The organism is Westiellopsis prolifica IICB1 (assembly GCF_004323185.1).
GTDB classification, from domain to species: Bacteria; Cyanobacteriota; Cyanobacteriia; order Cyanobacteriales; family Nostocaceae; genus Pelatocladus; species Pelatocladus prolificus_A.
The window spans coordinates 3360351-3383914 of the sequence record NZ_NAPS01000001.1 but is presented as its reverse complement, the minus strand read 5'-3'; the positions used below and the strand labels follow the sequence as shown (position 1 = coordinate 3383914).

12 protein-coding genes, 2 pseudogenes and 1 CRISPR repeat array are annotated in these 23564 nt (G+C 41.5%); of the genes and pseudogenes, 8 read left to right on the top strand and 6 right to left on the bottom strand.

Annotated features, from left to right (window positions below; all coding sequences use genetic code 11):
- Positions 1 to 118: 118 nt before the first annotated feature.
- The 3 genes and pseudogenes from B4U84_RS13825 to B4U84_RS13815 all read right to left on the bottom strand — a co-directional run bounded on the left by B4U84_RS13825 (position 119) and on the right by B4U84_RS13815 (position 5985).
- Positions 119 to 2037, bottom strand: a pseudogene (locus B4U84_RS13825) (aspartate kinase).
- 552 nt (positions 2038 to 2589) lie between these two features.
- Positions 2590 to 3917: a CRISPR direct-repeat array (repeat unit 37 nt; unit sequence GTTGCAACTTCAATTAATCCCTATTAGGGATTGAAAC).
- A gap of 263 nt (positions 3918 to 4180) precedes the next feature.
- Positions 4181 to 4813, bottom strand: coding sequence for a response regulator transcription factor (locus B4U84_RS13820; RefSeq protein WP_131118530.1), 633 nt, complete (start codon positions 4811 to 4813; stop codon positions 4181 to 4183).
- Complete coding sequence (locus B4U84_RS13815) at positions 4810 to 5985, bottom strand: sensor histidine kinase (protein WP_131118528.1); 1176 nt, start codon at positions 5983 to 5985, stop codon at positions 4810 to 4812. Before B4U84_RS13815 ends, B4U84_RS13820 begins: the two co-directional genes overlap by 4 nt.
- A 164-nt stretch (positions 5986 to 6149) precedes the next feature.
- Here B4U84_RS13815 and B4U84_RS13810 point away from each other — a divergent pair, with 164 nt between their 5' ends.
- Both B4U84_RS13810 and B4U84_RS13805 read left to right on the top strand, forming a co-directional pair.
- Entirely contained in the window at positions 6150 to 6719 is a 570-nt protein-coding gene (locus B4U84_RS13810; RefSeq protein WP_131118526.1) for a hypothetical protein, read from the top strand.
- Positions 6720 to 6721: 2 nt separating this feature from the next.
- Complete coding sequence (locus tag B4U84_RS13805) at positions 6722 to 7009, top strand: hypothetical protein (protein WP_131118524.1); 288 nt, start codon at positions 6722 to 6724, stop codon at positions 7007 to 7009.
- 1270 nt (positions 7010 to 8279) lie between these two features.
- Here the strand turns inward: B4U84_RS13805 and B4U84_RS13795 are convergent.
- Positions 8280 to 10315, bottom strand: a pseudogene (locus B4U84_RS13795) (ArnT family glycosyltransferase).
- 473 nt (positions 10316 to 10788) lie between these two features.
- Entirely contained in the window at positions 10789 to 11346 is a 558-nt protein-coding gene (locus tag B4U84_RS13785) for a hypothetical protein (protein ID WP_017312736.1), read from the bottom strand.
- A gap of 640 nt (positions 11347 to 11986) precedes the next feature.
- Between B4U84_RS13785 and B4U84_RS13780 the strand changes: the two genes are divergently transcribed.
- Positions 11987 to 12319 carry a DUF565 domain-containing protein gene (locus B4U84_RS13780; RefSeq protein ID WP_131118520.1) on the top strand — a complete coding sequence of 111 codons (333 nt, stop codon included), beginning with the start codon at positions 11987 to 11989 and terminating at the stop codon, positions 12317 to 12319.
- A 96-nt stretch (positions 12320 to 12415) separates the two neighbouring features.
- Positions 12416 to 13309: a glycerate kinase gene (locus B4U84_RS13775; RefSeq protein WP_131118519.1), complete on the top strand. Its 894-nt coding sequence runs from the start codon at positions 12416 to 12418 to the stop codon at positions 13307 to 13309.
- 67 nt (positions 13310 to 13376) lie between these two features.
- Here the strand turns inward: B4U84_RS13775 and B4U84_RS13770 are convergent, their stop codons facing one another.
- Entirely contained in the window at positions 13377 to 16775 is a 3399-nt protein-coding gene (locus B4U84_RS13770) for an ATP-binding response regulator (protein ID WP_131118517.1), read from the bottom strand.
- Positions 16776 to 18159: 1384 nt separating this feature from the next.
- Between B4U84_RS13770 and B4U84_RS13765 the strand changes: the two genes are divergently transcribed.
- From B4U84_RS13765 to B4U84_RS13750, 4 genes are all read left to right on the top strand, one after another.
- Complete coding sequence (locus B4U84_RS13765; protein ID WP_269208982.1) at positions 18160 to 18480, top strand: circadian clock protein KaiA; 321 nt, start codon at positions 18160 to 18162, stop codon at positions 18478 to 18480.
- Between the two features lie 469 nt (positions 18481 to 18949).
- Entirely contained in the window at positions 18950 to 19270 is a 321-nt protein-coding gene (gene kaiB / locus B4U84_RS13760; protein WP_017312742.1) for a circadian clock protein KaiB, read from the top strand.
- 87 nt (positions 19271 to 19357) lie between these two features.
- On the top strand, positions 19358 to 20926 hold the full coding sequence (gene kaiC / locus B4U84_RS13755; RefSeq protein ID WP_017312743.1) for a circadian clock protein KaiC: 1569 nt from the start codon (positions 19358 to 19360) through the stop codon (positions 20924 to 20926).
- 65 nt (positions 20927 to 20991) lie between these two features.
- Positions 20992 to 23280, top strand: a complete 2289-nt coding sequence (locus tag B4U84_RS13750) for a TolC family protein (protein ID WP_131118515.1) — start codon at positions 20992 to 20994, stop codon at positions 23278 to 23280.
- Positions 23281 to 23564 lie beyond the last annotated feature (284 nt).

Genomic DNA, 23564 nt, shown 5'->3' with positions numbered 1-23564 from the left:
AGGGGAGACAAGGGGAACAATGGAAGCGGGACAAGGGAAGACATGGGTAATTTATATTGTATTTTCCTACTCCCCGATTCCCGATCCCCGATTCCCGATCCCCAATCCCCGATCCCCTCTACGCAGGAACTATAAATTTCTCGCTACCTGCTAGTCCAAATGCTGTGTGAATTGCTTGCAGTGCTTTGACACCTTCTTCTTGGGCTACTACACAACTGATTTTGATTTCTGAGGTAGTAATCATTTGAATGTTTATATGATGCTGTGCTAGGGCTGCAAACATTTTCGCTGCAACGCCTGGTTGTCCTACCATACCAGAACCAACGATGCTGACTTTTGCGATCGCCTGATCTAAAGCTACTTCACCCCAACCATATTCTGCTGCTTTTGCTTGCAACATTTTCTGTGCTGCTTCTGCATCCATCCGTGTCACAGTGAAAGCAATATCACGCATCGGCACACTATTGACTATACGGCAGCGTTGGGACTGAATGATCATATCTACGCTGATATTGTGATCTGCTAAAAGTCCAAACAGTCTTCCCGCGGTTCCTGGTCAAGATTTAACTTGCTGATTGACTAGACGTGCTTGGTTCTAATCATGAGCGACACTAAGTAAGGGGGGATCGGGGATCGGGCATCGGGGATTGGGGATTGGGGATTGGGGATTGGGGATTGGTCATTCTCCTTTGTCTCCCTGCTCCCTGCACCCTGCACCCTGCTCTCTGCTCCTTTGTCCCCCTTGTCCTCCTTGTCCCCCTTGTCCTCCTTTTCTTCTGCTTCTATTTCAAATGCTTGGCGCAGGGCGGCGACGGCGCGATCGCATTCTTGGGCAGCAATTACGCAGCTGACTTTGATTTCACTGGTAGAAATCATTTGGATGTTTACGTCTGCTGCTGCTAGGGTGGCAAACATCTTGGCGGCGACTCCGGGACGACCAATCATCCCTGCACCGGCGATACTGACTTTAGCAATATTTTGCTGCACCATGACTTCGGCTGCTTCTGCTTGGTTACTCTTGTGACTGCTCAGAACAGGAGCAATGGCAGCTGCTACGGCTTCGGCTTTTGGTAAGATTGGTGTAAATACGGTAAAGGCGATGTCGTTTGTATTACCTTCATGGATTGATTGAATAATCAAATCTACGTCTACATCTTGACGAGCAATTTCGCCAAATAGGCTGGCTGCAACACCCGGTCTATCTGGAACACGTAACAAGGCTACTTTGGCTTGGTCAGTATCATAGGTGACATTATCTACCGGACGGGCAATTTCTAAATTGATTAGCGATCGCTCTTTAGTTTGGGATGAAGTTACCCATGTGCCGGGATCATCTGTCCAGCTAGAGCGTACCACCAAGGGCATTCCATAGTTACGGGCAATTTCGACGGCGCGGGGATGCAAGACTTTTGCGCCGAGACTGGCGAGTTCTAGCATTTCATCGCAGGTGATTTCACTCATTAACTGCGCTTCTGGAACTAGACGGGGGTCTGTAGTCAGAATCCCTGGTACGTCGGTATAAATTTCACAAAAATCTGCCTGTAAAGCAGCTGCGATCGCCACCGCAGAAGTATCGGAACCGCCTCGTCCCAAGGTTGTGATTTCTAATGCATTGGTACTGCTAATACCTTGAAATCCTGCAACGACAACAACTTTGCCTTCTTCTAGGTGCTTTTTAATCCGTTCTGTTTGAATATGTAAAATTCGGGCGCGGGTGTGTTCAGCTTCGGTGACAATTCCTACCTGAGCGCCAGTTAAAGAAATTGCTGGTTGTCCTAATTCTTGCAATGCCATACTCACCAGCGCAATAGATACTTGCTCACCGGTAGAAAGCAACATATCCATTTCTCGACGGCAAGGATTTTTAGAGATTTCCGCAGCTAATTTCACAAGTCCATCAGTTGTTTTACCCATTGCAGAAACTACCACCACTATGGAATTTCCTGCTTTTGCGGCTTGAGAAACGCGTTGGGCGACAGAGACAATGCGCTCAACGGAACCGACAGATGTACCACCGTATTTCTGAACTATGAGCATGAACCCGTTAAAATTAAAGCTTTGAGTGAATTGGTTTAGTACTTATAGCAAACAACTAGTCTATTATTAAGTTTTGGTGTTTAAGTATAGGAAAAATAGTATTGTTATACTATTTTTTTATCTAGTCTTTTATCTACTGCTTAACCAGTATTTTACCTGACACTGGCCGTGTGTGTATCCTTAAGGGACTTGCAAATCAAAAAACATCCAATTTGTGGGGTGCGCCATACTCTAACAGGATTTTGGATTGACCCCCAGGATTTAAATGCCAATAAATACTACAGTGTTTTTGGCTTGATGACGGTGCAGACCAGTAGGTGTAGAAAAAAAGCAGTCAATTTTTGTGGCTGAAACTCTTATTCTGTCTATGTTAGAAGCTGATTTGATGGTAAATGAGGTCTGCACCTTTTGTGTAAATCTTACCCTGACTAGGTTTGAGCGATTTTATCCTCATTTGCTCTTGACAGTGCGATCGCTCAAACGCTATATTTACTCTTGGTCTGCACCACTGAACCTTGAAAACCAAATACAGCAAGGCTTCTATATTGAGCGGTTGCAACTTCAATTAATCCCTATTAGGGATTGAAACTCACTCATCCTTCCTAAAGTTTCAAGCGATCGCTCGTTGCAACTTCAATTAATCCCTATTAGGGATTGAAACTTGGTTCTAAATCATATTGTTGGACATCTTGTAAATCGTTGCAACTTCAATTAATCCCTATTAGGGATTGAAACAGATTGATCGTGCCTTGGGTGGATATGACTTGTGTTGCAACTTCAATTAATCCCTATTAGGGATTGAAACTAATAAATTGCGAAATCGTACACGTAAAGCTGAGATTTGTTGCAACTTCAATTAATCCCTATTAGGGATTGAAACTTCCGGTAACTCTTTTCTTTGCCTGTATTCAGAAGTTGCAACTTCAATTAATCCCTATTAGGGATTGAAACGACTTGCAGTATCGCGATCAATCTGTCCAGAATTGGTTGCAACTTCAATTAATCCCTATTAGGGATTGAAACACTGAATGCATTTTGCATCAATCGCCAGAATTGTGTTGCAACTTCAATTAATCCCTATTAGGGATTGAAACGTAGATGGAGATGGATATGTTTTGCTTGGAAATGTTGCAACTTCAATTAATCCCTATTAGGGATTGAAACTTAAACCATTAATCACCCATTGACGGATTCTCTCAGTTGCAACTTCAATTAATCCCTATTAGGGATTGAAACTAATGCTTCCAACATTTTGGAGGGTAGCTATAGTGTTGCAACTTCAATTAATCCCTATTAGGGATTGAAACTCTTCAAACTGAATCCCATGCTGTTCGCAAAGTTGGTTGCAACTTCAATTAATCCCTATTAGGGATTGAAACGCAAGAAGGAAAGACTGTTGATGCGATCGCGCAAGAAGTTGCAACTTCAATTAATCCCTATTAGGGATTGAAACAAATATACTTGAGCCGCCCCAGAGTAAACCAAAAGTTGCAACTTCAATTAATCCCTATTAGGGATTGAAACATCGACGCCGCATCCAACACGGTTGATGGTTTGCGTTGCAACTTCAATTAATCCCTATTAGGGATTGAAACTTATTGATTCTCCTGTAGGAAAACGATTTAAATCAGTTGCAACTTCAATTAATCCCTATTAGGGATTGAAACCAAGATCTGGATAAGGATCAGTAATTAGTTCAGGGTTGCAACTTCAATTAATCCCTATTAGGGATTGAAACGTGTATATCGTTTGCACTAAGGGGGATTGGAGTGGTTGCAACTTCAATTAATCCCTATTAGGGATTGAAACGCAATACCTCTTCCTGTAGAACTAGGAACATCATGTTGCAACTTCAATTAATCCCTATTAGGGATTGAAACTGTTAATCGGTGGGTAACTCGACCAATCAACTAGTTGCAACTTTTATTAACTCCCAGACAACCAAATATCCTTACACATATAATAGACAATTTGTACAGTGCGTAATAAACCTTTCAAGGTGGATAGAAACAGAAGCATTATCTCAGCTAAAAAGCTGTATTTCCTCTTTGTGTCCTGGTGTCTTGGTGTTTCAAATATTCTTTTTTCACCACCAAGACACTAAGACACCAAGAAAAGAAATTTTCATTTTCCAAATTTACCCTTATTTCAAATACTGTTGCGCCCATAATGCTGCTTGAGTACGGTTTTGTACACCAAGCTGACAAAGAATTTGAGTGATGTAGTTTTTTACCGTACCTTCAGTCAGATAAAGAGTTTGAGCTATTTCTCGATTATTTTTTCCTTGACCCAATAGGGTTAAAACTTCTAGTTCGCGATCGCTAAACAAGTTTTGATAGTTTGTGTGTTTGGATACGGGGGGGTTAATTTGAGCAAAAACTTTGGGAGCGATGGTTGGCCCTAGCTGGCTATATCCTTGATTCAGGGTGCGGATTGCTGCTGCTAGTTGCCCAGAGGGAGTACTCTTGAGTAGATAGCCTAATGCTCCTGCTTGTAGAGACTGCCAAATATATTCATCTTCATCAAAGGTTGTTAATACCAGAATCCTAATCCAGGGATAGCGTTGGTGAATTTCACGAGTGGCAACTACCCCATCACAAACAGGCATCCGTACATCCATTAAAATCACATCAGGGTGGAGTTTTTCAGTGAGGGCGATCGCTTCATTACCATTATTAGCTTCACCGACAATTTTTAAGTCTTCTTCCAGTGACAACAAGGATGCTAATCCTTGGCGAAATAAATGTTGATCATCTACAAGCAAAAGCCGAATCATCGAGGAATTGTGATCCAAATATGAGTACCTTGGCCAGGGGTACTTTTAATACTCAGCTTACCATCCAATATTTGTATCCGCTCTTGCATTCCCCGTAATCCAAAACCAGAATGGGGTGAATCAGGATCAAAGCCCTGTCCGTCGTCTTCTAACTCTAGGATAATGGCATCAAGGGTAAACTGTCCTCGCAGAATCACATGAGAAGCGCGAGCATGTTTTTGAATATTAGTCAATCCTTCCTGAATAATACAGTAAAGTTGATGACTCGTCTGGAGAGGTAATGGTGGCAACTTTAGATCAGCCTGCACCGTAAAAGATTGGTTTTGCTGGATTTGCGTAACTAGGGCGCTGAGTGCCTGATTGAGATTAAAATCTGATCGGCGCATTGTTTGTACAGCGCGACGTACATCTTGAAGACATTGACTAGAAAGATACTTGGCTGTATCCAGCGCTTGTAGAGTTTGAGCGGGATCACGTTGGTATAATTTCTGGGCAAGTTCTAGCTGAACATCAAGAGTAGTAAGAGTGTGACCAAGGGAATCATGGATCTCACGAGCTATACGAGTACGTTCCAAAGTTGCTGCTAAAGTTTCCACTTCCTTTGCTAAACTCTCTGCTCTCTTTTTGCTTTTGCGCTCCGCCACGATCACAAAACCCAGCAAAATTATAAATAAACTGGCTCCTATGTAATCTAGCAAACTGGTCAATAAAATTGCTTTGGCGTCATATACATGCTCTGAACCACGGGATTGAAGTTGGGAAACGGTTTCTGCTATGCGTTGAGGAAGATACCAAGCTTCACCAGATAAGTAGCCAATTCCCGTGAAAATTGCTGTTAGGATAACATCTCTACGACTGAGAAAAAAGCAACTCTTGGCAAGAACAAAATACATGAAGATTGTAAACCAAAAACGTAGCCAGACAGCAGAAATAATTAATATTATTTCCACAGCAATAAAAACTCGTCTTTGCCAGAGTGGACGCTCAAGCGGAAAAATAAAACTGAGTAAAAAAAAGGCAATATTATAAGCAATAAATAAGGGCAGTAAATGCGGGTGTTCTTGAAAATAATTGCTGATCAAGCCGGAAAAGAGATTTGCGAGCAAGATCACCCATTCTACCCATCGCAATATCCAACGAAAAGAGAAAAGACGATTTGCGAGCAGGTTCATTGAACTAGAAGCAGCGAAATATCTTCACGGGTAACATTATGGAATATTGTGTTGAATTTACAACATGACTTTCGTCATGAATTATAGATGACTTTCGATAAGGCGATCGCGAAGTTTACTTCGATACTGTGATGTAGAGATGATCGTTTGTGAGGAAAAACCAAATGAAGCGCAAGATGATTTTAAATTATTTGGTCGGGCTATCAATTCTTGTCACTGGTTTAGCCATTTCTTCTAAATCTGGAGCTGAACCTGCATCTGTGTTTAGACCTTTAATTGATAATATTCGCACTCAGTTACCAAAAGGATTGAAAATGCGTTTACCTTCGTCTCTCCCTCCCGCAACCTCCAAGGTCAAGCTTTATTCCTACATTGTTTCTGATAGTAAAGTCTTTGAAGTTCGCCTCGCAAATACACCAGATTGTTCTGCTTCAAATAATCCTTCTGGTTGTACTGCTGGAGGATTTGGTGTCTTCACTCCAGAGGGAACTTCTAAAGTTTGGCCTCCCAAAGGAGATAGTATCACTCCTGTAGACTTGGGGAATAACATTAGTGGTTTTTATATCACCAGAGGACAAGGAAATAACATCAGCCAATACGTTTTTTGGAAGCAAGATGGACTGGAATATGTATTAGGATTGGGAGGTGGTTCAACCAGAGATGTGTCCCAACAGCAAATGATAGATATGGCGATCTCAATGGTAAATGAACCTGCAATTACCAGCGAGCGTTGACCATGCAGAAAATCGCGACGTTTGTGGGTAACATCGCGACGTTTGTGGGTAACGTCGTGACGTTTGTGGGTAACATCGCGACGTTTGTGGGTAACATCGCGACGTTTGTGGGTAACATCGCGACGTTTGTGGGTAACATCGCGACGTTTGTGGGTAACGTCGCGACATCCATAAAGAACATCACGACGTTTGTGGCTAACGTCGCGACGTTCTTTATGAATGAAACGACATTCGTCACAAACGTCAAAGCGATGGTGCAAAGTAGGCGCTACGCGATCGCAAATCAATGATTAAATTTATCGCGGTTCTTGGTTGAATAAACTTTTAAAAAGCCAGGTAGATGAAGAATTTTAATCCCCGTGAGGGGGTGAAGGTAATCTACGACATGAGCAACTGATAATCGCACCTATCCCTTTTCGGGGTGATGCGATCGTAAAGTGCATCGTGACCGCGCATAACAGACCGCGTTTAACGTTTCCATCCCCTTTCGGGGCGATGCGATTGTAAAGCTAATAGAAATTGGTTTCGTCAACATATGGGACCGTTTCCATCCCCTTTCGGGGCGATGTGATTGTAAAGGCGACAGCTCGGCTTCAAGCTGGGAATTCGACCCAAGTTTCCATCCCCTTTCGGGGCGATGTGATTGTAAAGAGACAACACTACTTGTCTCAATTTGGCTGGTACCAAGTTTCCATCCCCTTTCGGGGCGATGTGATTGTAAAGAGTTCACATCTAGAACGCTTACACAGAGAGGGTTCTAGACCCCCTGATCGACACCACTCTAGATTTGAACAAAAAATCCTCAAAAAATCATCGATTTTGCAGCCTGGAAACGTTGCTGCATAAAGCATCGACACCACTCAACGAATTTATGCGGTTTTCAAGGTTCGGGTGACTGGTGTCGATGAAACTCAACACACTTCAATTAGGGTATGATTTGCTGCTTTTATTTGTCAAGTAGAAATGCGTAGCAAGATCCCACAAGGTGATTTCGCGTCTCTGCTCCCGCGACACATTCAGTATACACAACGCTATGATAAATATATAATATTATGAAATAATATCTAAAAAGGTATTGCAAATAAGAATTATTCGTATTAATATACAAATAAGAGAGGCGTTCCCACGACCAAGTAGACAACGCCTCTCCCACCCAACTATATTCAGTAAGGTCTTATTAATATGATGCCACAACCGATTCTTTGTCAAACACCCACAAGAGGCTTATTAAATCAGTGAACAGTGAACAGTTATCAGTGATCATAAACCCAAGAATAAATACACTACTCTTTACTGATAACTGATAACTGATAACTGATAACTGATAAAAGGGAAAGATCCCCGACTTTTTAAAAAAGTCGGGGATCTGATAGGTATGAGCCGATATTCACCACCAACGTCAAAGCCAATACGGTTCAGATAAGACCACAATCTCTTGTAGAGACGCTTCAAACAGCGCGTCTCTACAGGTCAAATTTTTGCACTAAAAATCCTTAACTGAACCGTATTGACGTCAAAGCGATCCTGCAAAGTGGGCGCTACGCGATCGCAACTAACAATTTACCTATTTAAAGGCACTCTAATTAATTGATAAGCACCACTTTTTCCTAAACTTTGATAACTATCTTGTTGCAAACCCATTTCGGGAAACTTTTTCGGTTGAGCTAAAACTAAAATTGAGTCAGATTGTGTTTTATTTACAGCCTGAGTTCTGACATAATCTCCTGCGGCTGCACTCATTTTGATGTAATTTACAGGGCGTTGACTGTAAAAAACAACGGTGGGTTTTTGGAAGCCAACCATGACTAATTCTTCACCTGGTTTTTCCGCTTGGACTGCGATCGCTGCTAATTCTCTCAAAGGTAACTGACGCTGTTGGTCTATTAAAAATAAAGCTGGAGTCAGGACAAAAAGTAAAGACAGCGCAAACCCCAATAAATTTACGCCAATCAATAGACGCCAACGACGACGCAGTATGATCACAGCCAATATCACAGCACAAACTAACCAGATCACACTTCCCAAAGTTGTTAAACCTGATTGTTGCAGCAGTTGGCGAAATTCGGGTGCAGCCGGATCAGCACCTATTAGTCGGGGTACGTAAAACAGCGCTACTGCGATCGCTGATACAAACACTACATTGATCCAGCCACTCCAAAGCAGGGAGGAGGGAGAGAGAGGGGTGGGGGGAGTGTGGGAAGTAATGTAGAGACGCGATTCATCGCGTCTGGGGGTGTGGGATTGGAAGAAATCGCTCCACAAAAGTCCCACTAGAATTGCTGCTGCTGGCATTAAGGGTAAAACATAGCTAGGAAGTTTGGTGACAGCAATGGTAAAAAAGCCGAAGATGCTCACAAACCAGAAAAAGGCAAAAATACCAAGTTGTTGCGATCGCTCTTGAGAACGCCAATACTGACGCTGCCAAAATTTTAGCCTTGCCATTGATAGGGGCAAGTATACCGAGTAAGGAGCGAAACCCAGTAATACTACCAAAAAATAAAAGTACCAAGGAGCTCTATGACCATTGACTACTTCTGTAAAGCGTTCAATATTGTGGTAGCCAAAAAAGGAGTTAATGTAATTCCAGCCATTGCGCCAAATTACTAGGACATACCAAGGCACTGATAAACCCAAGATAATTAGCATACCTACTAAGAGGCGCATTTCCCGCGCAACCTCTCGCAATTTGCCCAAATAAAGCAAAAATACACCAATAATCAACCCAGGTAAAACAATACCCACAGGGCCTTTAGTCAAAATTGCACCAGCAATGAGTACGTAACAAGCCAAATACCAATTATTGGGGATTGGGGATTGGGAAAGAGAAATTCCTGTCTCTTATACACATCTAGATGTGTATAAGAGACAGGTACGTAACAAGCCAAATACCAATTATTGGGGATTGGGGATTGGGAAAGAGAAATTCCCCCTTGTCCCCCCTGTCCCCCCTGTCCCCCTTGTCTCCCCTGTCCCCCCTGTCCCCCCTGTCCCCTGTCCCCGATCCCCGATCCCCGATCCCCGATCCCCGATCCCTCCTGACTTGCGTATCCCATAAAAAAGCACAACAAAGCCGATCCAATACAGCCAGTCAGCAACATATCTGAGACACCAGTTCTTCCCCAGACAATCATTTCGGCATTGAGTGCCATTACAGCTGCTACTAAACCTGCTGTTAACCAGCGTCTGGAAGGACGAAAAACTTGTTCTAAGGCATCTTGTTTTGCAAGTTGCCATTGTACAGTGTAGAATGCTAGGGCAATTACACTCATTGCCGCGATCGCACTTGGTAGACGCACCGACCACTCATTTACACCGAAAATGTTGTATGCGATCGCCTGACACCAGTAAATCAAAGCAGGCTTATCAAAGCGAGTTTTACCGTTAAAAAATGGTGTGATCCAATCGCCTGTTACATACATTTGCCGAGAAGCTTCAGCAAACAAAGGCTCGGTTTCATCTATTAGCCCAATACTACCCAAATGCCAAAAAAATGCGATCCCACCAACCAAAATCAACCACAAAGTTGACAGTGCGATCGCCAAGGCTGGACGTTTGCTAATCCTATTAAACAACTGGTCAAAAGTGCGAATTGTCATTTAGTCAAAAGTCAAGAGTCAATAGTCAATAGTCAATGGTCAATGGTCAAGGGTCACTAGTCAAGGGTCAAGGGTCAAGGGTCAAGGGTCAAGGGTTAGCCCTTTCAAGGTGGAGCAAAATTCTCAACAATCAACTCCTCTGTAAGCTCTTATCTCTGTGTTCTCTGTGCCTCTGCGGTTAAATAAATAACTTTTAAACCGCAGAGAACGCAGAGAGCGCAGAGAGGAAAAAAGAGATTTTATGAGTCACCTTGAAAGGGCTAGGGTCAAGGGTCAATGGTCAATGGTCAAGGGTCAAAAGTCAAGGGTCACTAGTCAATAGTCAATAGTCGTTTGACGTGATTTTTTGCTCTTTGTTCTCAAAACAAATATTAAATGAGGGGACAAAAAGGACAAGAGAAAATAACCAATAACCATTGTACAGACGCGATTCATCGCGTCTGTACCAATGACCCTTGATCAATGACTATTGACTATTGACTAAGAATTAATTCCCATTCTTGCTTTTGCGGGTTCCAGACGGGGGAGGGAGTTTCGCCAACTACGTAAGGTCCCCAGTAGCGACGGGAACCATCCTGTGCAAAGGCGACTAAAACATCTCCTTTTTCGATTTTGATTTTATTGTTAGGTAGGGATAAGATTAAACCTTTTTCACTACCTTCCCCTGGGGCAAAATCCCAATGTGCTGGGACTGCATAATTTTCTTTAGAATTACTTTTAACTCCTGCTTTGCGTGCTAGTAAAGCAAGGCGCACAGGTTGTTCGGTTTGATTACTCATTCGTAAACTTCCCTGACCTGCTGCTTTGACTGTTGAGCCTTGATGATATGCAAATAAGGATTTTTTTTGAGGTATCGCTACAGAAGTATCCAAAGTAGAAGCGATCGCACTTTCTGAGTTAGTGTTTGATTGAGATTCAGAAGATTGCTCTTCTTCAATGGATACTTTAAGTTCATAGCACCCTACAGGTAACAAAAGCAATCCCAAGCAAGCAGCTGCAAGAACAGCATGACGGTAGATTAGCGATTTCATATTCTTATAGATATTACAAATAAGTATTTTTTTGATCGTTCAAATAGTAACCTAATATCAACATTGACCAGTGATTCCAATACGGTTCGGATAAGACAAATCGATTGGTATCTAAACCCTGTAGAGACGTGCCATGGCACGTCTCTACATGCCCAAATCATGACGAAAAATTCTTAACCGAACCGTATTGCCAGTGATTCAGTGAACATGCAAGCACCTCACTGATCACAAATTACTGGTGACTGATTGAATTGCCGACTACAAATTTTTTGAGAATTCAGGGTAGGATGTATACCAATACTGCAAGGAATAGGATTTTTCGTCATAATTTTGGGGTTATACCAGACGCGATATATCGCGTCTCTACGGGATTTAAATGTCAATTGATTTGTCTTATCCGAGCAGTATTGGATGTATACTTTATGTCATTATGAGCATCAATACCGAAGGAAGTTAGGAAAATTTCCTTGACGCTTCATTTCTTCTGGTCAGCTCAAAATCATGATAAAATCCATGAATTTTTGTGTTCACCCTAAACCCAAAACAGCTTCAATCTTATCCACATGAATTTATGCTAAACCTAATATCTTCAAGATGGGAATATCTAATCAGATTTTGATCAATGTCACCATAATCAATCATGCAAAATACTCGTCTCAACAACTTATTCAATGCGATCGCTCGGCGGTTAGAACAATGGATTTTCAACCCTTGGCGACGCATATCTATATTAATTATCAGTTTTTTATTAGGTTTTTTTCTCGGAAGTGCAGTTGCAACAACAGCCGGACAAACAGCAGAATGGGATATTGTAGTCGCTGGAAGTTTAGTGTTGGCAACAGAAATTGCCAATAGAATATTTTACAATCGCAGTGTCCTATCACGCCAAGTATTTTGGGTGCAAGCAATCAACTATCTAAAAATTGGTCTCACCTACAGCTTATTTTTGGAAGCATTCAAGCTGGGTTCATAAACAATTTAAAAATTGGGAAGTGTGGGGAGTAATGTAGAGACGCGATTCATCGCGTCTGGGTGTGGGATGTGTGGGGAAGGGGGAGAATAAATACCAATGACTATTGACAAATCTGTATATCCTGATGTAATTGAATTTTGCCAAACTCATCTGCGGATGCAGCCTCAGATGGTGTCGGAGGTGTTATGTAATTTGTGGATACCTTTGGCTACAAAGTTGGTGTCCCACCGACAGCAATTAAATCGTCCGTTGATTCAGGGTATTTTGGGAGGACAAGGGACTGGTAAAACTACTTTGTGTCGAGTTTTGGCTTTGATTTTTCAACATTTGGGATATCAGACCCTGAGTTTGTCTTTGGATGACTTATACAAAACCTATGGCGATCGCCAAATTCTCAAACAGCATGATCCCCGTTTGATTTGGCGCGGTCCACCTGGAACCCATGATGTTGAGTTAGGCTTAACTGTATTAAATAAAGTTCGCAATTGTGAATTTCCAGTGTCGGTTCCTCGCTTTGATAAATCAGTACACAATGGTGCTGGCGATCGAACTACTCCCGAACTTGTGACAAATGCAGATTTTGTATTATTTGAGGGTTGGTTTGTAGGTGTGCGACCTATTAATCCTAGTGCATTTGATCACCCACCACCTCCGATTATCACCCCTGAAGATCAAGCTTTTGCCCGTGATATGAATCGTAACTTGCATGATTATTTGCCACTATGGGAAAGATTGGATGGCTTAATCGTGTTGCATCCCAAAGATTATCGACTTTCTTTAGAGTGGCGCAAGCAAGCAGAAAGGGAAATGATTGCTGTTGGCAAATCAGGGATGAGTGACACAGAAGTTGAGCAATTTGTCAAGTATTTTTGGCGTTCTCTCCATCCAGAATTATTCATTAAGCCCTTAATTGAATCTCCCACCCTAGTTGATTTAGTAATTGAGATCAACTCCGATCATAGTTTCGGCAATATTGTCATTAGTCATTAGTCATTAGTCATTAAAAATTCTCTCCCCTTTCCCCTTTCCCCTTTCCCCTTTCCCCTTTCCCCGTTCCCTAATCACTCGTTGATAAAGCTTGATGAATATGGTTGAGCAAATCTTCCATGGAGATTGACCGAGGTAAAACTTGGTTTGCGATCGCACCGACAGCATTTTCTAGAGATTGTTCTTGAGTCAGATCAGGATTTAATTGCTGGTCTAGTACTAAAACCGGTGGTAATTTTACAGGTAACTTTCCGAGTGTTTTCAGGGCTGAATATACTTCTTTTTTGAGGCTGGATTCTTCTAAGCAAATTAGTAATAAGTCAATGCTTTTGTGGCGGAGTTGTTGTAGCAGTTCTTCCCAAGATCTACCAATGGTTGCTTTGAGTCCGGCTGTCTGTAGATACTGAATTAATGCTTGGAACCACTCGGAACCACGAGAAATAGTTAGAGGTTTAAAGCCTTGATCGGGAAAATCTTTGATTTGAGAGTCTTTTGCTAAACTTTTGCTAGTAGAATGCTTGCGTTTTGCATCTGGCAAATCTGGTAGTGCAGCCAATTCCACAACTAATATACTGGGAGGACAGGAAATACCCACTGCTATTTGCAGCACTGACAATAAAGCATCTATTTTTTTGCTTTGATCGCTGTTGTTGGTGTGCGATCGCGTTAAGCAAGGAAACACGGACAAACCAGCTATTTGAGAAGCTGTCTGTGTGGTTAGAACATCACAGGTAACTATAGGTAAATTTGCCAAGCGAGGAAGCTGACTTAGTTTTTGCAAATAAGCTGTTGCTGCTGGTACTTCTGGATCTAGTAAAATGACATCAAATTGCCACACTTTAGCTAGCAATTCTGCCTGTTCAATATCATCTACTTCTATAATTCGATGTTGTTGCAGTAAGGGGTATAAATCGAGATTTTCTCCTTCAGGATGGACGAATCTGAGAATTCGTAATGGCGTATGAATGACAACAGATTTTGTTTCTTTGTTTTGCTGCTTTTTTTGGGAAACTGTATACAGATTTTCCAATAATGGTGCTAAGAACTGAGGTTCTACAGGTAAGCTCAAAAAACCATCTGCACGATTGGCAAATGCTTGCTCTTTTTCTGCTGCGGTTGCTGTCACAATTACAGGAATGTGGCGAGTTGTAGGATCAGATTTGATTAAAGTTAGGACATCCCAACCCGAAAGCAAAGGTAGTAAGGGATTGAGAAATACAGCTTTTGGTTGCAAACGACGGGCTTTTTCTACAGCTTCACATCCCGATCGCGCGATTACGACTCGATAACCTAAACCTGTGAGTTGTTCGGTAAAGTCTTCAATATATCGGGCTACAGCTTCTACAACTAATACTAGTTGTTGGGAAGAAGTGGAATGATGAGATGATGTTGTTGTTGTTGATGTTTGTCCCCATCTGTGTTGTGTCCCTTGACTTGGGTTGGTGAAGTGCTGGGGTGAAATGTTTCTCCCGATTTCGTGAGTTGTTAATCTTCTATTGATCTGTGTCCCTAGTTCCTCCTCTGCTAGTCTTCCTACTTCTTTTGGAGGACTTGGTGGTAGTAACAAAGTGAACTGACTACCTTTACCTTCGCGAGATAAAAAGCTCAGATCACCACCATGCAAACGAGCAAGGGCCCTGGTTAAGACTAATCCCAGTCCTGTACCTTCAAACTGACGGGTAAGGGGATGTTCTAATTGTTGAAATTTTTGAAAGATGAGATGTTGTTGATGTTCGGGAATCCCCAGACCTGTATCCCACACTGTAAATGTAATCCATCCTTCCCAGCGACTAACTCGCAGCCCAATTTCTCCTCCAGTTTCGGTAAATTTGAAAGCATTGGATAGTAGGTGTACTAACATTTGACGCAGGCGAAATTCATCGGCGACAATTTCTTCTAGACCTGGTTGTATGGAGAGATTGAATTTGTGTTCTTCTCCACCAGGTTGAGGATGGGAAGAAACTGTGGTTTTGCGACTTTGAGCATGGATAGCTTTTGCTTCATCGACAGCGCGATCGCACACTGTACGAATATTCACAATTGCCAACATCAGCTCCATTTGTCCTGTTTCCATGCGGGTCAAATCTAAAATATTATTGACTACACTCATCAAATGCCGCCCACTTTGATGAATTAGTCCAGCATAACGGGCTTGTCGCTCGTTGAGTTGTCCTAATTGCTGATCTACTAACAATCTTGATAATCCCAAAACTGCTGTGAGGGGAGTTTTCAACTCATGGCTAATGCAAGCTAAAAATTCGTCTTTTAACCGATTTAGTTGCATCAAATCGGCGTTTTTTGCTGCTAGTTCTTTACTAAGTTGCTGCTGCTCTGTGACATCTGTTGCTAACATTAACCACAAGTTTGAGTTCAGCGTTGTGTCGGAACTAGGATTTTTGGCTTTCAATTCTGGACTGTCTAAAGGAATTTTGGCAAATTGCCAAACTCGTTCTTGACCATTTTCTACTTCCACAACACAGGTACAAGTTCCATGCTGGCTATCTAAAAAGCAGCGATTGACATTAGAAGATAATTGTGTTGGTGGTTCTGATGGTGTTGACAATATTGAATTTTCGGTTGTAGTTTTAGCTATTGGTAGTAGTACTTCGCTGCTAGGGGACAAATGCTCATCTCGTACCAGAGTTTTAGTAACTATAGGCTGGTTTTGATAGTGTTCAGCATTGTTGTTGATACTGATATCGACTAGCCGTTTGTGAGTTGCGTATTCGAGATTTTTGACAACTACAGGGTTGAGGATTGCTTCTACTTGTTGTCTAATGCCTTCTGGATCTTTTAAAATTCCTAATTGTTCCCACCATGCTGGATTTTGGGTGACTATTTTGCCTGTGTTCGTTTGCAGCATTAAAGGCCAAGGTAATCTTTCCAAAAGTTGGATCAACGGATGATTAGGTAATGGTGGAGATGGGGGTATTGTCTGTTTTGCTTCTTTTGTAGTCTTGGCGGCGACGGGTGCTTTGCGGCGACGGGATTTTGTTTTGTTGGTGCTATCTTCGATTGGCGGTTGAGTTTGTGCTTTTTGCCGAAATACAAATTGCAGCAACCGCGGACTATCAATTAACCCCAAAAATTTGCCTTCAGGGTCAATTAATGCCCAATCTCGGTTAATATTATTTTTTATATGTTGCGATCGCAATGAATGACTAAATTCCTCGATCCCCCAATCAGACGCTAAAGTCTGTATTGGTTGTATCAGGGTTGATTCCCGACTTGCCAATGCCTGCTCTAAGTTGAAAGAATCTGCTTGATTGGTATTTTCTTGATTTGCTGCCAAAATTTCTGGTAGCAAACGAGCAGAATAAATTATCCCAACGGGGTTTTGCTGCTCATTCAAAACTACCAAGCGATCGCACTCCTGCGTCTCAAAAATTTCCCATACAACTTTGAGAGTTGCTGTTTTTGAGCAAACGGGTACAGTACAGACGAATTCAAAGAGCGGGTACTTTAGCATTGACATAAGCTTTATAAGCTTTCGGGTATCGTTCTGTCGGTGCGGAACATCTAGCATCACCAAGCAGTTAACCTGGCGCTGTTCGCGTTCCCAGCCATATCCTCACTTTGCCATTGCGGGTTATAAGGAAACACGGTTAGTTAGTCGATTTAAATCGGGTGTGTAGACGGAGTATAAGAGGATATGTAGGAGAAATAATTACACCTCTAGTACTTCAGTTTTATTTGATGTACACCCCACACTTCCATACACTTAAACCCTTTTTTAGATTTGAGACTAACCCAGCCTAGACTAAAGTTAGCAAGGCTAGGTATATTTATCTATAGAGGTTTTGAATACGCTTTGGTGATTTCACCCTTGCTGCTAGGAAAAGCTGACTGGGAAAAAAGTAGACTCAGACAACTTTTTCCTAGAGGCCTTGCTTTTTGCCTGACAGCAAAGAGATTTGGCGTTATTTTTGTGAGCATAGCTGCTTTTAGCGTATTTACTTTTTGGTACTAGGTAGTTTGTATCAGTTATAACTACTACTAAAAATGTAGCTTTCTGTTGCCAGTTGTGCTGTTGTTGTCAAAAATCCTCTTTAGATAGCAATACCTAAAACAATTATGGCTCCAAAGATTCGCTTTAGAACCTTTAGGAATTATAATGATTTACGATGCGACGATAGTTTAACTTAGTTTAAGTATTTTATCTAAGGAGTAAAATTAGAAAATCTGTATTTGGTTAGATATGAAGAACAAGAGGCAAAACCCCGCTGATTTAGCATCGAATGAAATCTTTTCCTTGCCAGTCTGATTTGCCGAGAACAGTGTTTAAGAGCAAGCATTTACGACTACTTTCCTCTGCGTTAATATTCTCCTCAAAATACAAGTCAAGTGCTTGTTTGAAATAGTATCTGTAACAGATGTTAATAAGATTGTACAATTTGTTAAGAATCAAACTTTAGGTAACTTTACAAAATAGTCATGCAGCCGATGCGACTGTGAGATTGTTAGTCAAACTACCAAATCATATTGAATGAATGTTCTGAGTTTAGTTAATCAAGGAGGTACACATACAAAATTATTTATGCTGTTTGTTCCCTGTAATTTTTATTGAAACATATCTTAGTAGTGCCATGATCATATCAAAGATTAATCTGGTTTTGCTCTCTCTATAGATTTCAGTTAATAAATTAAATGTTAGTGTCATCTACTCAAAAAAGTTGAAGAGAGAATATCCAAAACTATTGATATATAAATAATCAAAATTCGCGATCGCGCGGCTACTAAATAAGCATTGAATATCTCATTTTTTCCCGAATAATTTATCTGATTCAAAGGTAAAAACAAAAATAAAATCGAAATTTTCAGATGTTATCAAATGACAGCAACAAGAACAGAAGATTTTTTTTCAGCAAATGACAAAAGCCGAACAACAGGCATTCTTGCAGGAACTTAAATCAGAATACCGCCAAATTCTTATAAATTACTTTACCACAGACAAAACAGTGAAGGATAAAATTGATAAATTTATCAATGCAGCATTTTATGCTAATATCCCTGTGCCGCAAATTATCGAAATTCACATGGAACTTATTGATGAATTTTCCAAGCAGCTGAGATTAGAAGGACGAGGAGAGGAGACATTACTAGACTATCGTCTGACGTTAATTGATATTCTGGCTCACTTATGTGAACTTTATCGGCGATCGCTTCCTAAATAAAGCAGATTGATTTCAGGCTTGTGGATGTTTGTGTATGGAAAGTTAGTGCTGGTAGACTACTAGTAATACTACACAGAATTAAAAATACAAATAACTTATGTTCTATGTTGATGGGTTAGTGTTGGATAGGATCTCTATTTTCCTGGCGTTGTACTAGTATAGGGAAGCAGAAGACAAAAAGCCTACGTCATAGCAAAGTTAACTTATATCTTGCACTTAGCCCGAAATTAAAATTTGGGCTGAAAGCTAAAGTCGGTAAAACCGACTGACTAAGGTTTTAACCCATTAAAATGGGTGTAAGCTTTGAGGCGAAAATTGATTTTACGACTGATTGCAACTGGTGCAAAATGTCAGTTGAGCTTTTTGTTTTTGAGTGGGAGGTTTGCTACCACCGATAGGCTAGCACCTGATAGTGTTGTTAAGCTTGTTTGATCACGTCTTTACTCTTTATCCCAGACTGTAGCTGACTATGAATAAAATCAAAAAGACTTATGTTCTCAAGTTGTACGTTGCAGGGAATACTGCCAACTCAGTCATGGCACTCAGAACACTTAAAAATATATTAGAACAAGAATTTAAAGGAGTATACACTCTCAAGGTCATAGATGTACTCAAAAACCCGCAATTGGCGGAGGAAGACAAAATATTAGCTACACCAACACTATCTAAAATCTTGCCTCCACCGGTTCGGAAAATTATTGGTGATCTTTCAGACCGAGAAAGAGTATTGATTGGTTTAGACTTACTTTACGAAGAGTTAATAGAAGACGAACAATTTCAAGCAGAATAGACTATATAAATAGATAAAACATAAGTCTCAACATTTTATTAATATAATAACTGGGTTGAATTCCCATTTGCTAAGTATAAAACAAAGATGAGAGAAAACGACCAACCAGAGAAAAACAACACACCTTTATTTGGTGGTGTAGAAAAAATTCGTACGATGATAGAGGGGTTTGATGACATTAGTCATGGTGGATTACCTGTAGGGAGAACTACTCTGGTCAGCGGTACCTCTGGAACTGGCAAAACTTTATTTTCTCTCCAGTTTCTTTTTAACGGTATTAGCTATTTGGAAGAGCCAGGAGTATTCGTCACTTTTGAAGAATCGCCCTATGATATCATAAAAAACGCCTATATTTTTGGTTGGGATTTGCAAAGCTTAATCAATGATGGGAAGCTATTTATTTTGGATGCTTCTCCTGACCCAGAAGGACAAGATATTGTTGGTAACTTTGACCTTTCAGCATTGATCGAACGCTTGCAGTATGCCATCCGCAAATATAAAGCAAAAAGAGTAGCGATCGACTCTATTACTGCTGTATTTCAGCAATACGAAGCGATTGGAGTCGTACGGCGCGAAATTTTTCGTTTGGTAGCCCGACTCAAACTACTGAATGTTACCACCATCATTACCACAGAACGCACCGAGGAATATGGCCCAGTCGCTTGTTTTGGAGTAGAAGAATTTGTTTCCGATAACGTAGTAATTGTCCGCAACGTCTTGGAGGGCGAACGTCGTCGTCGTACCATGGAAATTTTGAAACTGCGTGGTACAACACACATGAAAGGCGAATATCCTTTCACAATTACTAATGAAGGAGTCAATATTTTCCCACTTGGGGCCATGCGCTTAACTCAAAGATCTTCCAATGTACGTGTATCTTCTGGGGTAAAAACCTTAGATGATATGTGTGGCGGTGGTTTCTTTAAAGATTCAATTATTTTAGCCACAGGAGCTACAGGCACAGGTAAGACATTATTAGTCAGCAAATTTTTGCAAAATGGTTGCAACAACGGCGAACGAGCAATATTGTTTGCCTATGAAGAATCGCGCGCTCAACTTTCGCGTAACGCGTCATCTTGGGGAATCGAGTTTGAGGATTTAGAACGCCAAGGATTGCTGAAAATAATTTGTACCTATCCTGAATCAACTGGTTTAGAAGATCATCTACAAATTATTAAGTCAGAAATTGCTGATTTTAAACCTGCTCGGATTGCTATTGATTCACTTTCAGCCTTGGCGCGGGGTGTGAGTAATAATGCATTCCGACAATTTGTTATTGGTGTCACAGGGTACGCTAAACAAGAAGAAATAACAGGTTTTTTTACTAATACAACCGACCAATTTATGGGTTCGCATTCGATTACCGATTCTCATATTTCCACAATTACCGACACAATTTTGATGTTGCAGTATGTAGAAATTCGTGGAGAAATGGCACGAGCAATCAATGTATTTAAAATGCGCGGCTCTTGGCATGATAAGGGTATTCGTGAATACAATATCACGGCGGATGGCCCAGAAATTAAAGATTCTTTCCGCAATTATGAAAGAATTGTCAGCGGAGCGCCTAGTCGCGTTAGTATCGATGAAAAAGCTGAACTGTCTCGAATAGTCAAGAGTTTTCAAGACAAAGACAGTAATGATGCTTCTAGTTAGCCTCGTGTTATATTCTGTGTGAAAAAACGGTATGAAGCCGCCTTATTGTTGTGTGAGGGGATGCGGTGAAAGGACAGATAATACTCTATAGTTTCTTACCTGGTGTAACAGCAGCAGTGTTGACAACTCAACCGAGTTGGGCGCGACAAGTTGTTAGCCCTAGTATTTCTACCCTAAACAAGGGTGGAAACTTAGTAGCAGACAATACAAAAAATCCAGTTTCTGTTGGAAAAATTAGTTTTGCAACTAATTTGCCAACAACAATCAAACCATCAGAACCAGCGGATTTTAAGACAATTAACATCCAGAGGTTTAGGACTGATGATATTGGGAAAATAGCTACTAAAACAATTGGTGTTCCAATAGGAGAAATTTCTTTTCAGGATCGCAAAAGTACTTTCAAGTTGACATCAGCCCAATACCAAACCCAGCCAGTAGATAGCAATCAGTTAGCTTCGGCGATTTTTGATGCCAACTTGCAGCCTGAAATTATGCAAGTGGCTCCCTTTGAGTATGGCACTCAGCATCCACGCCAAACTACTGCCCAGATGAAAACGGGATCACAGAAAAACTCTGTCAAACCCACATCGCCGTCTCAAGTTGGGCAAAAATTGCGTGAAGTTATAATTAGCAGAAGATCAACTCCAGAAAAATTACCAGTGGGGGTGAGTGATGCGAGTGATGCGATCGCTCCCCAGGAATTATCCAATGTAACTACACAAGTATCATCAAAGCAAAACCCTAATATCCAAACATCAGCTTTTTTACAAAATATTGCTAGAGGTTCAGGTTCGGCAAAATTATTAGCGAGCGAGAATTGCTCACAAGATACAGTTAGTTGTCCTCCAAAAAATTTCACCCCGCAACTCATATCACAAGCAATTTCTCCGACACCGACACCAACAGCACCAACCATCAACAATCAACAACAACAAACAACTCCCCAAGTCCCCATCGTTTCGCCGATTTCCAAACCAACAACACCTGCACCTAATTACCTCAATCCTGACAAAAGCAATCCCTTACTATTTCCTACCAAACCTGATGAAGTTAGACAAAAGGGAAACCAGCCAATTACCTTAGAACAAGCTGTAGAGTTAGCACAGCGCAACAATACACAACTACAAATTTCTTTATTGGAATTACAACGGGCTAAAGCCAGCTTGCGGGAAGCTCAAGCAGCTTTATTTCCTACCCTTGACTTGAGTAGTAGTATTACCCGCAGCCAATCTGCTCAAAGTCAACTCTCTTCAGAAATCCAAGAACGACAACAACGGGGTTTACCAGCACAACAGCGCACTCAATCCAACGTCGATGAACCAAGTACATCTTTCAATGGTCAAGCACAACTTATTTATAATATTTTTACTTCAGGTAGACGTTCAGCCAATATAGGCGCTGCTGAGGAGCAGGTACGCCTCGAAGAATTCGATACTATGCGTCAAGCTGAAGAAATTCGCCTGACTGTCGCCACAAATTACTACGATTTGCAAGAAGCAGATGAAAATGTCCGCATCGCTCAATCTTCTGTGAGAAATGCTGAGGTGACTTTACGCGATGCTCAAGCTTTAGAAAGAGCGGGTGTAGGTACTCAATTTGATGTATTAAGAGCGCAGGTAACTTTAGCAAATTCTCAACAAGAGTTAAGTGGAGCGTTATCTCAGCAAAGAATTCGCCGCAGTCAGTTAGCAAGTACATTGAATGTACCAGATCCATTAACCGTCAGTGCCGCAGATCCTGTAAAATTGGCAGGTCTGTGGAATTTGCCACTCGAAGATACGATTGTACTCGCCTATCAAAACCGCCCGGAACTACAACAGCAGTTAGCACAACGCAACATTAACGAACAGCAACGACGTTTAGCACTTGCAGAACTCGGTCCACAAATCAGCTTAGTTGCTAGTTATAACTTGTTAGATGAGTTTGATGACAGTATTAGCGTAACTGATGGTTATTCTGTTGGCGTGCAAGCCAGCCTAAATTTATTCGATGGAGGAGCAGCCAGAGCCAGAGCTGACCAGCAAAAAGCTAATATTAGGATTGCTGAAACTCAATTTAACGATACACGCAATCAAATCCGCTTCCAGGTTGAACAAGCCTATTCAGAATTGAGATCCAATTTAGACCAAGTGCAAACTGCAAATATTGCTTTAGAACAAGCCAGAGAATCTTTGCGTTTGGCGCGTTTGCGATTCCAAGCAGGTGTGGGAACTCAAACAGATGTGATCGCAGCTGAAAATGACCTCACAAGAGCGGAAGGTAATAGTGTGAGCGCTATTTTGTCTTACAATCGCGCTCTAGCAACTTTGCAAAGGTCTGTAACTGCTAGAGGATTAGCTAGGATTGCTCAATAGGGATCGGGGATTGGGCATGGGGCATTGGGCATGGGGCATGGGGCATGGGGCATTGGGCATTGGAATAAATTCTTCCTTGTCCTCCTTGTCTCCTCACACTCCCTGCTAAGAGCTCCCTGCTCCGTTGTCCCCGATCCCCAATCCCTAATTCCCGATTCCCGATCCCCGATCCCCAATCCCCGATCCCCAAGCGTCTCCTCTGGAGAATCCCCAATCCCCGATCCTAAAACAGATCAGAGGGATCATCGTCAATTTCTGCGTCCCATCTGGCTGAGAGTACTTGT

Bases quoted from the DNA above. Each gene is read 5' to 3' on its own strand.
- B4U84_RS13785 (WP_017312736.1), bottom strand. From the start codon at position 11,346: ATGAAATCGCTAATCTACCGTCATGCTGTTCTTGCAGCTGCTTGCTTG.
- B4U84_RS13770 (WP_131118517.1), bottom strand. From the start codon at position 16,775: ATGCTAAAGTACCCGCTCTTTGAATTCGTCTGTACTGTACCCGTTTGC.
- B4U84_RS13815 (WP_131118528.1), bottom strand. From the start codon at position 5,985: ATGAACCTGCTCGCAAATCGTCTTTTCTCTTTTCGTTGGATATTGCGA.
- kaiB (WP_017312742.1), top strand. From the start codon at position 18,950: ATGAATAAAATCAAAAAGACTTATGTTCTCAAGTTGTACGTTGCAGGG.
- B4U84_RS13775 (WP_131118519.1), top strand. From the start codon at position 12,416: ATGACTATTGACAAATCTGTATATCCTGATGTAATTGAATTTTGCCAA.
- B4U84_RS13820 (WP_131118530.1), bottom strand. From the start codon at position 4,813: ATGATTCGGCTTTTGCTTGTAGATGATCAACATTTATTTCGCCAAGGA.
- B4U84_RS13805 (WP_131118524.1), top strand. From the start codon at position 6,722: ATGCAGAAAATCGCGACGTTTGTGGGTAACATCGCGACGTTTGTGGGT.
- kaiC (WP_017312743.1), top strand. From the start codon at position 19,358: ATGAGAGAAAACGACCAACCAGAGAAAAACAACACACCTTTATTTGGT.
- B4U84_RS13780 (WP_131118520.1), top strand. From the start codon at position 11,987: ATGCAAAATACTCGTCTCAACAACTTATTCAATGCGATCGCTCGGCGG.
- B4U84_RS13810 (WP_131118526.1), top strand. From the start codon at position 6,150: ATGAAGCGCAAGATGATTTTAAATTATTTGGTCGGGCTATCAATTCTT.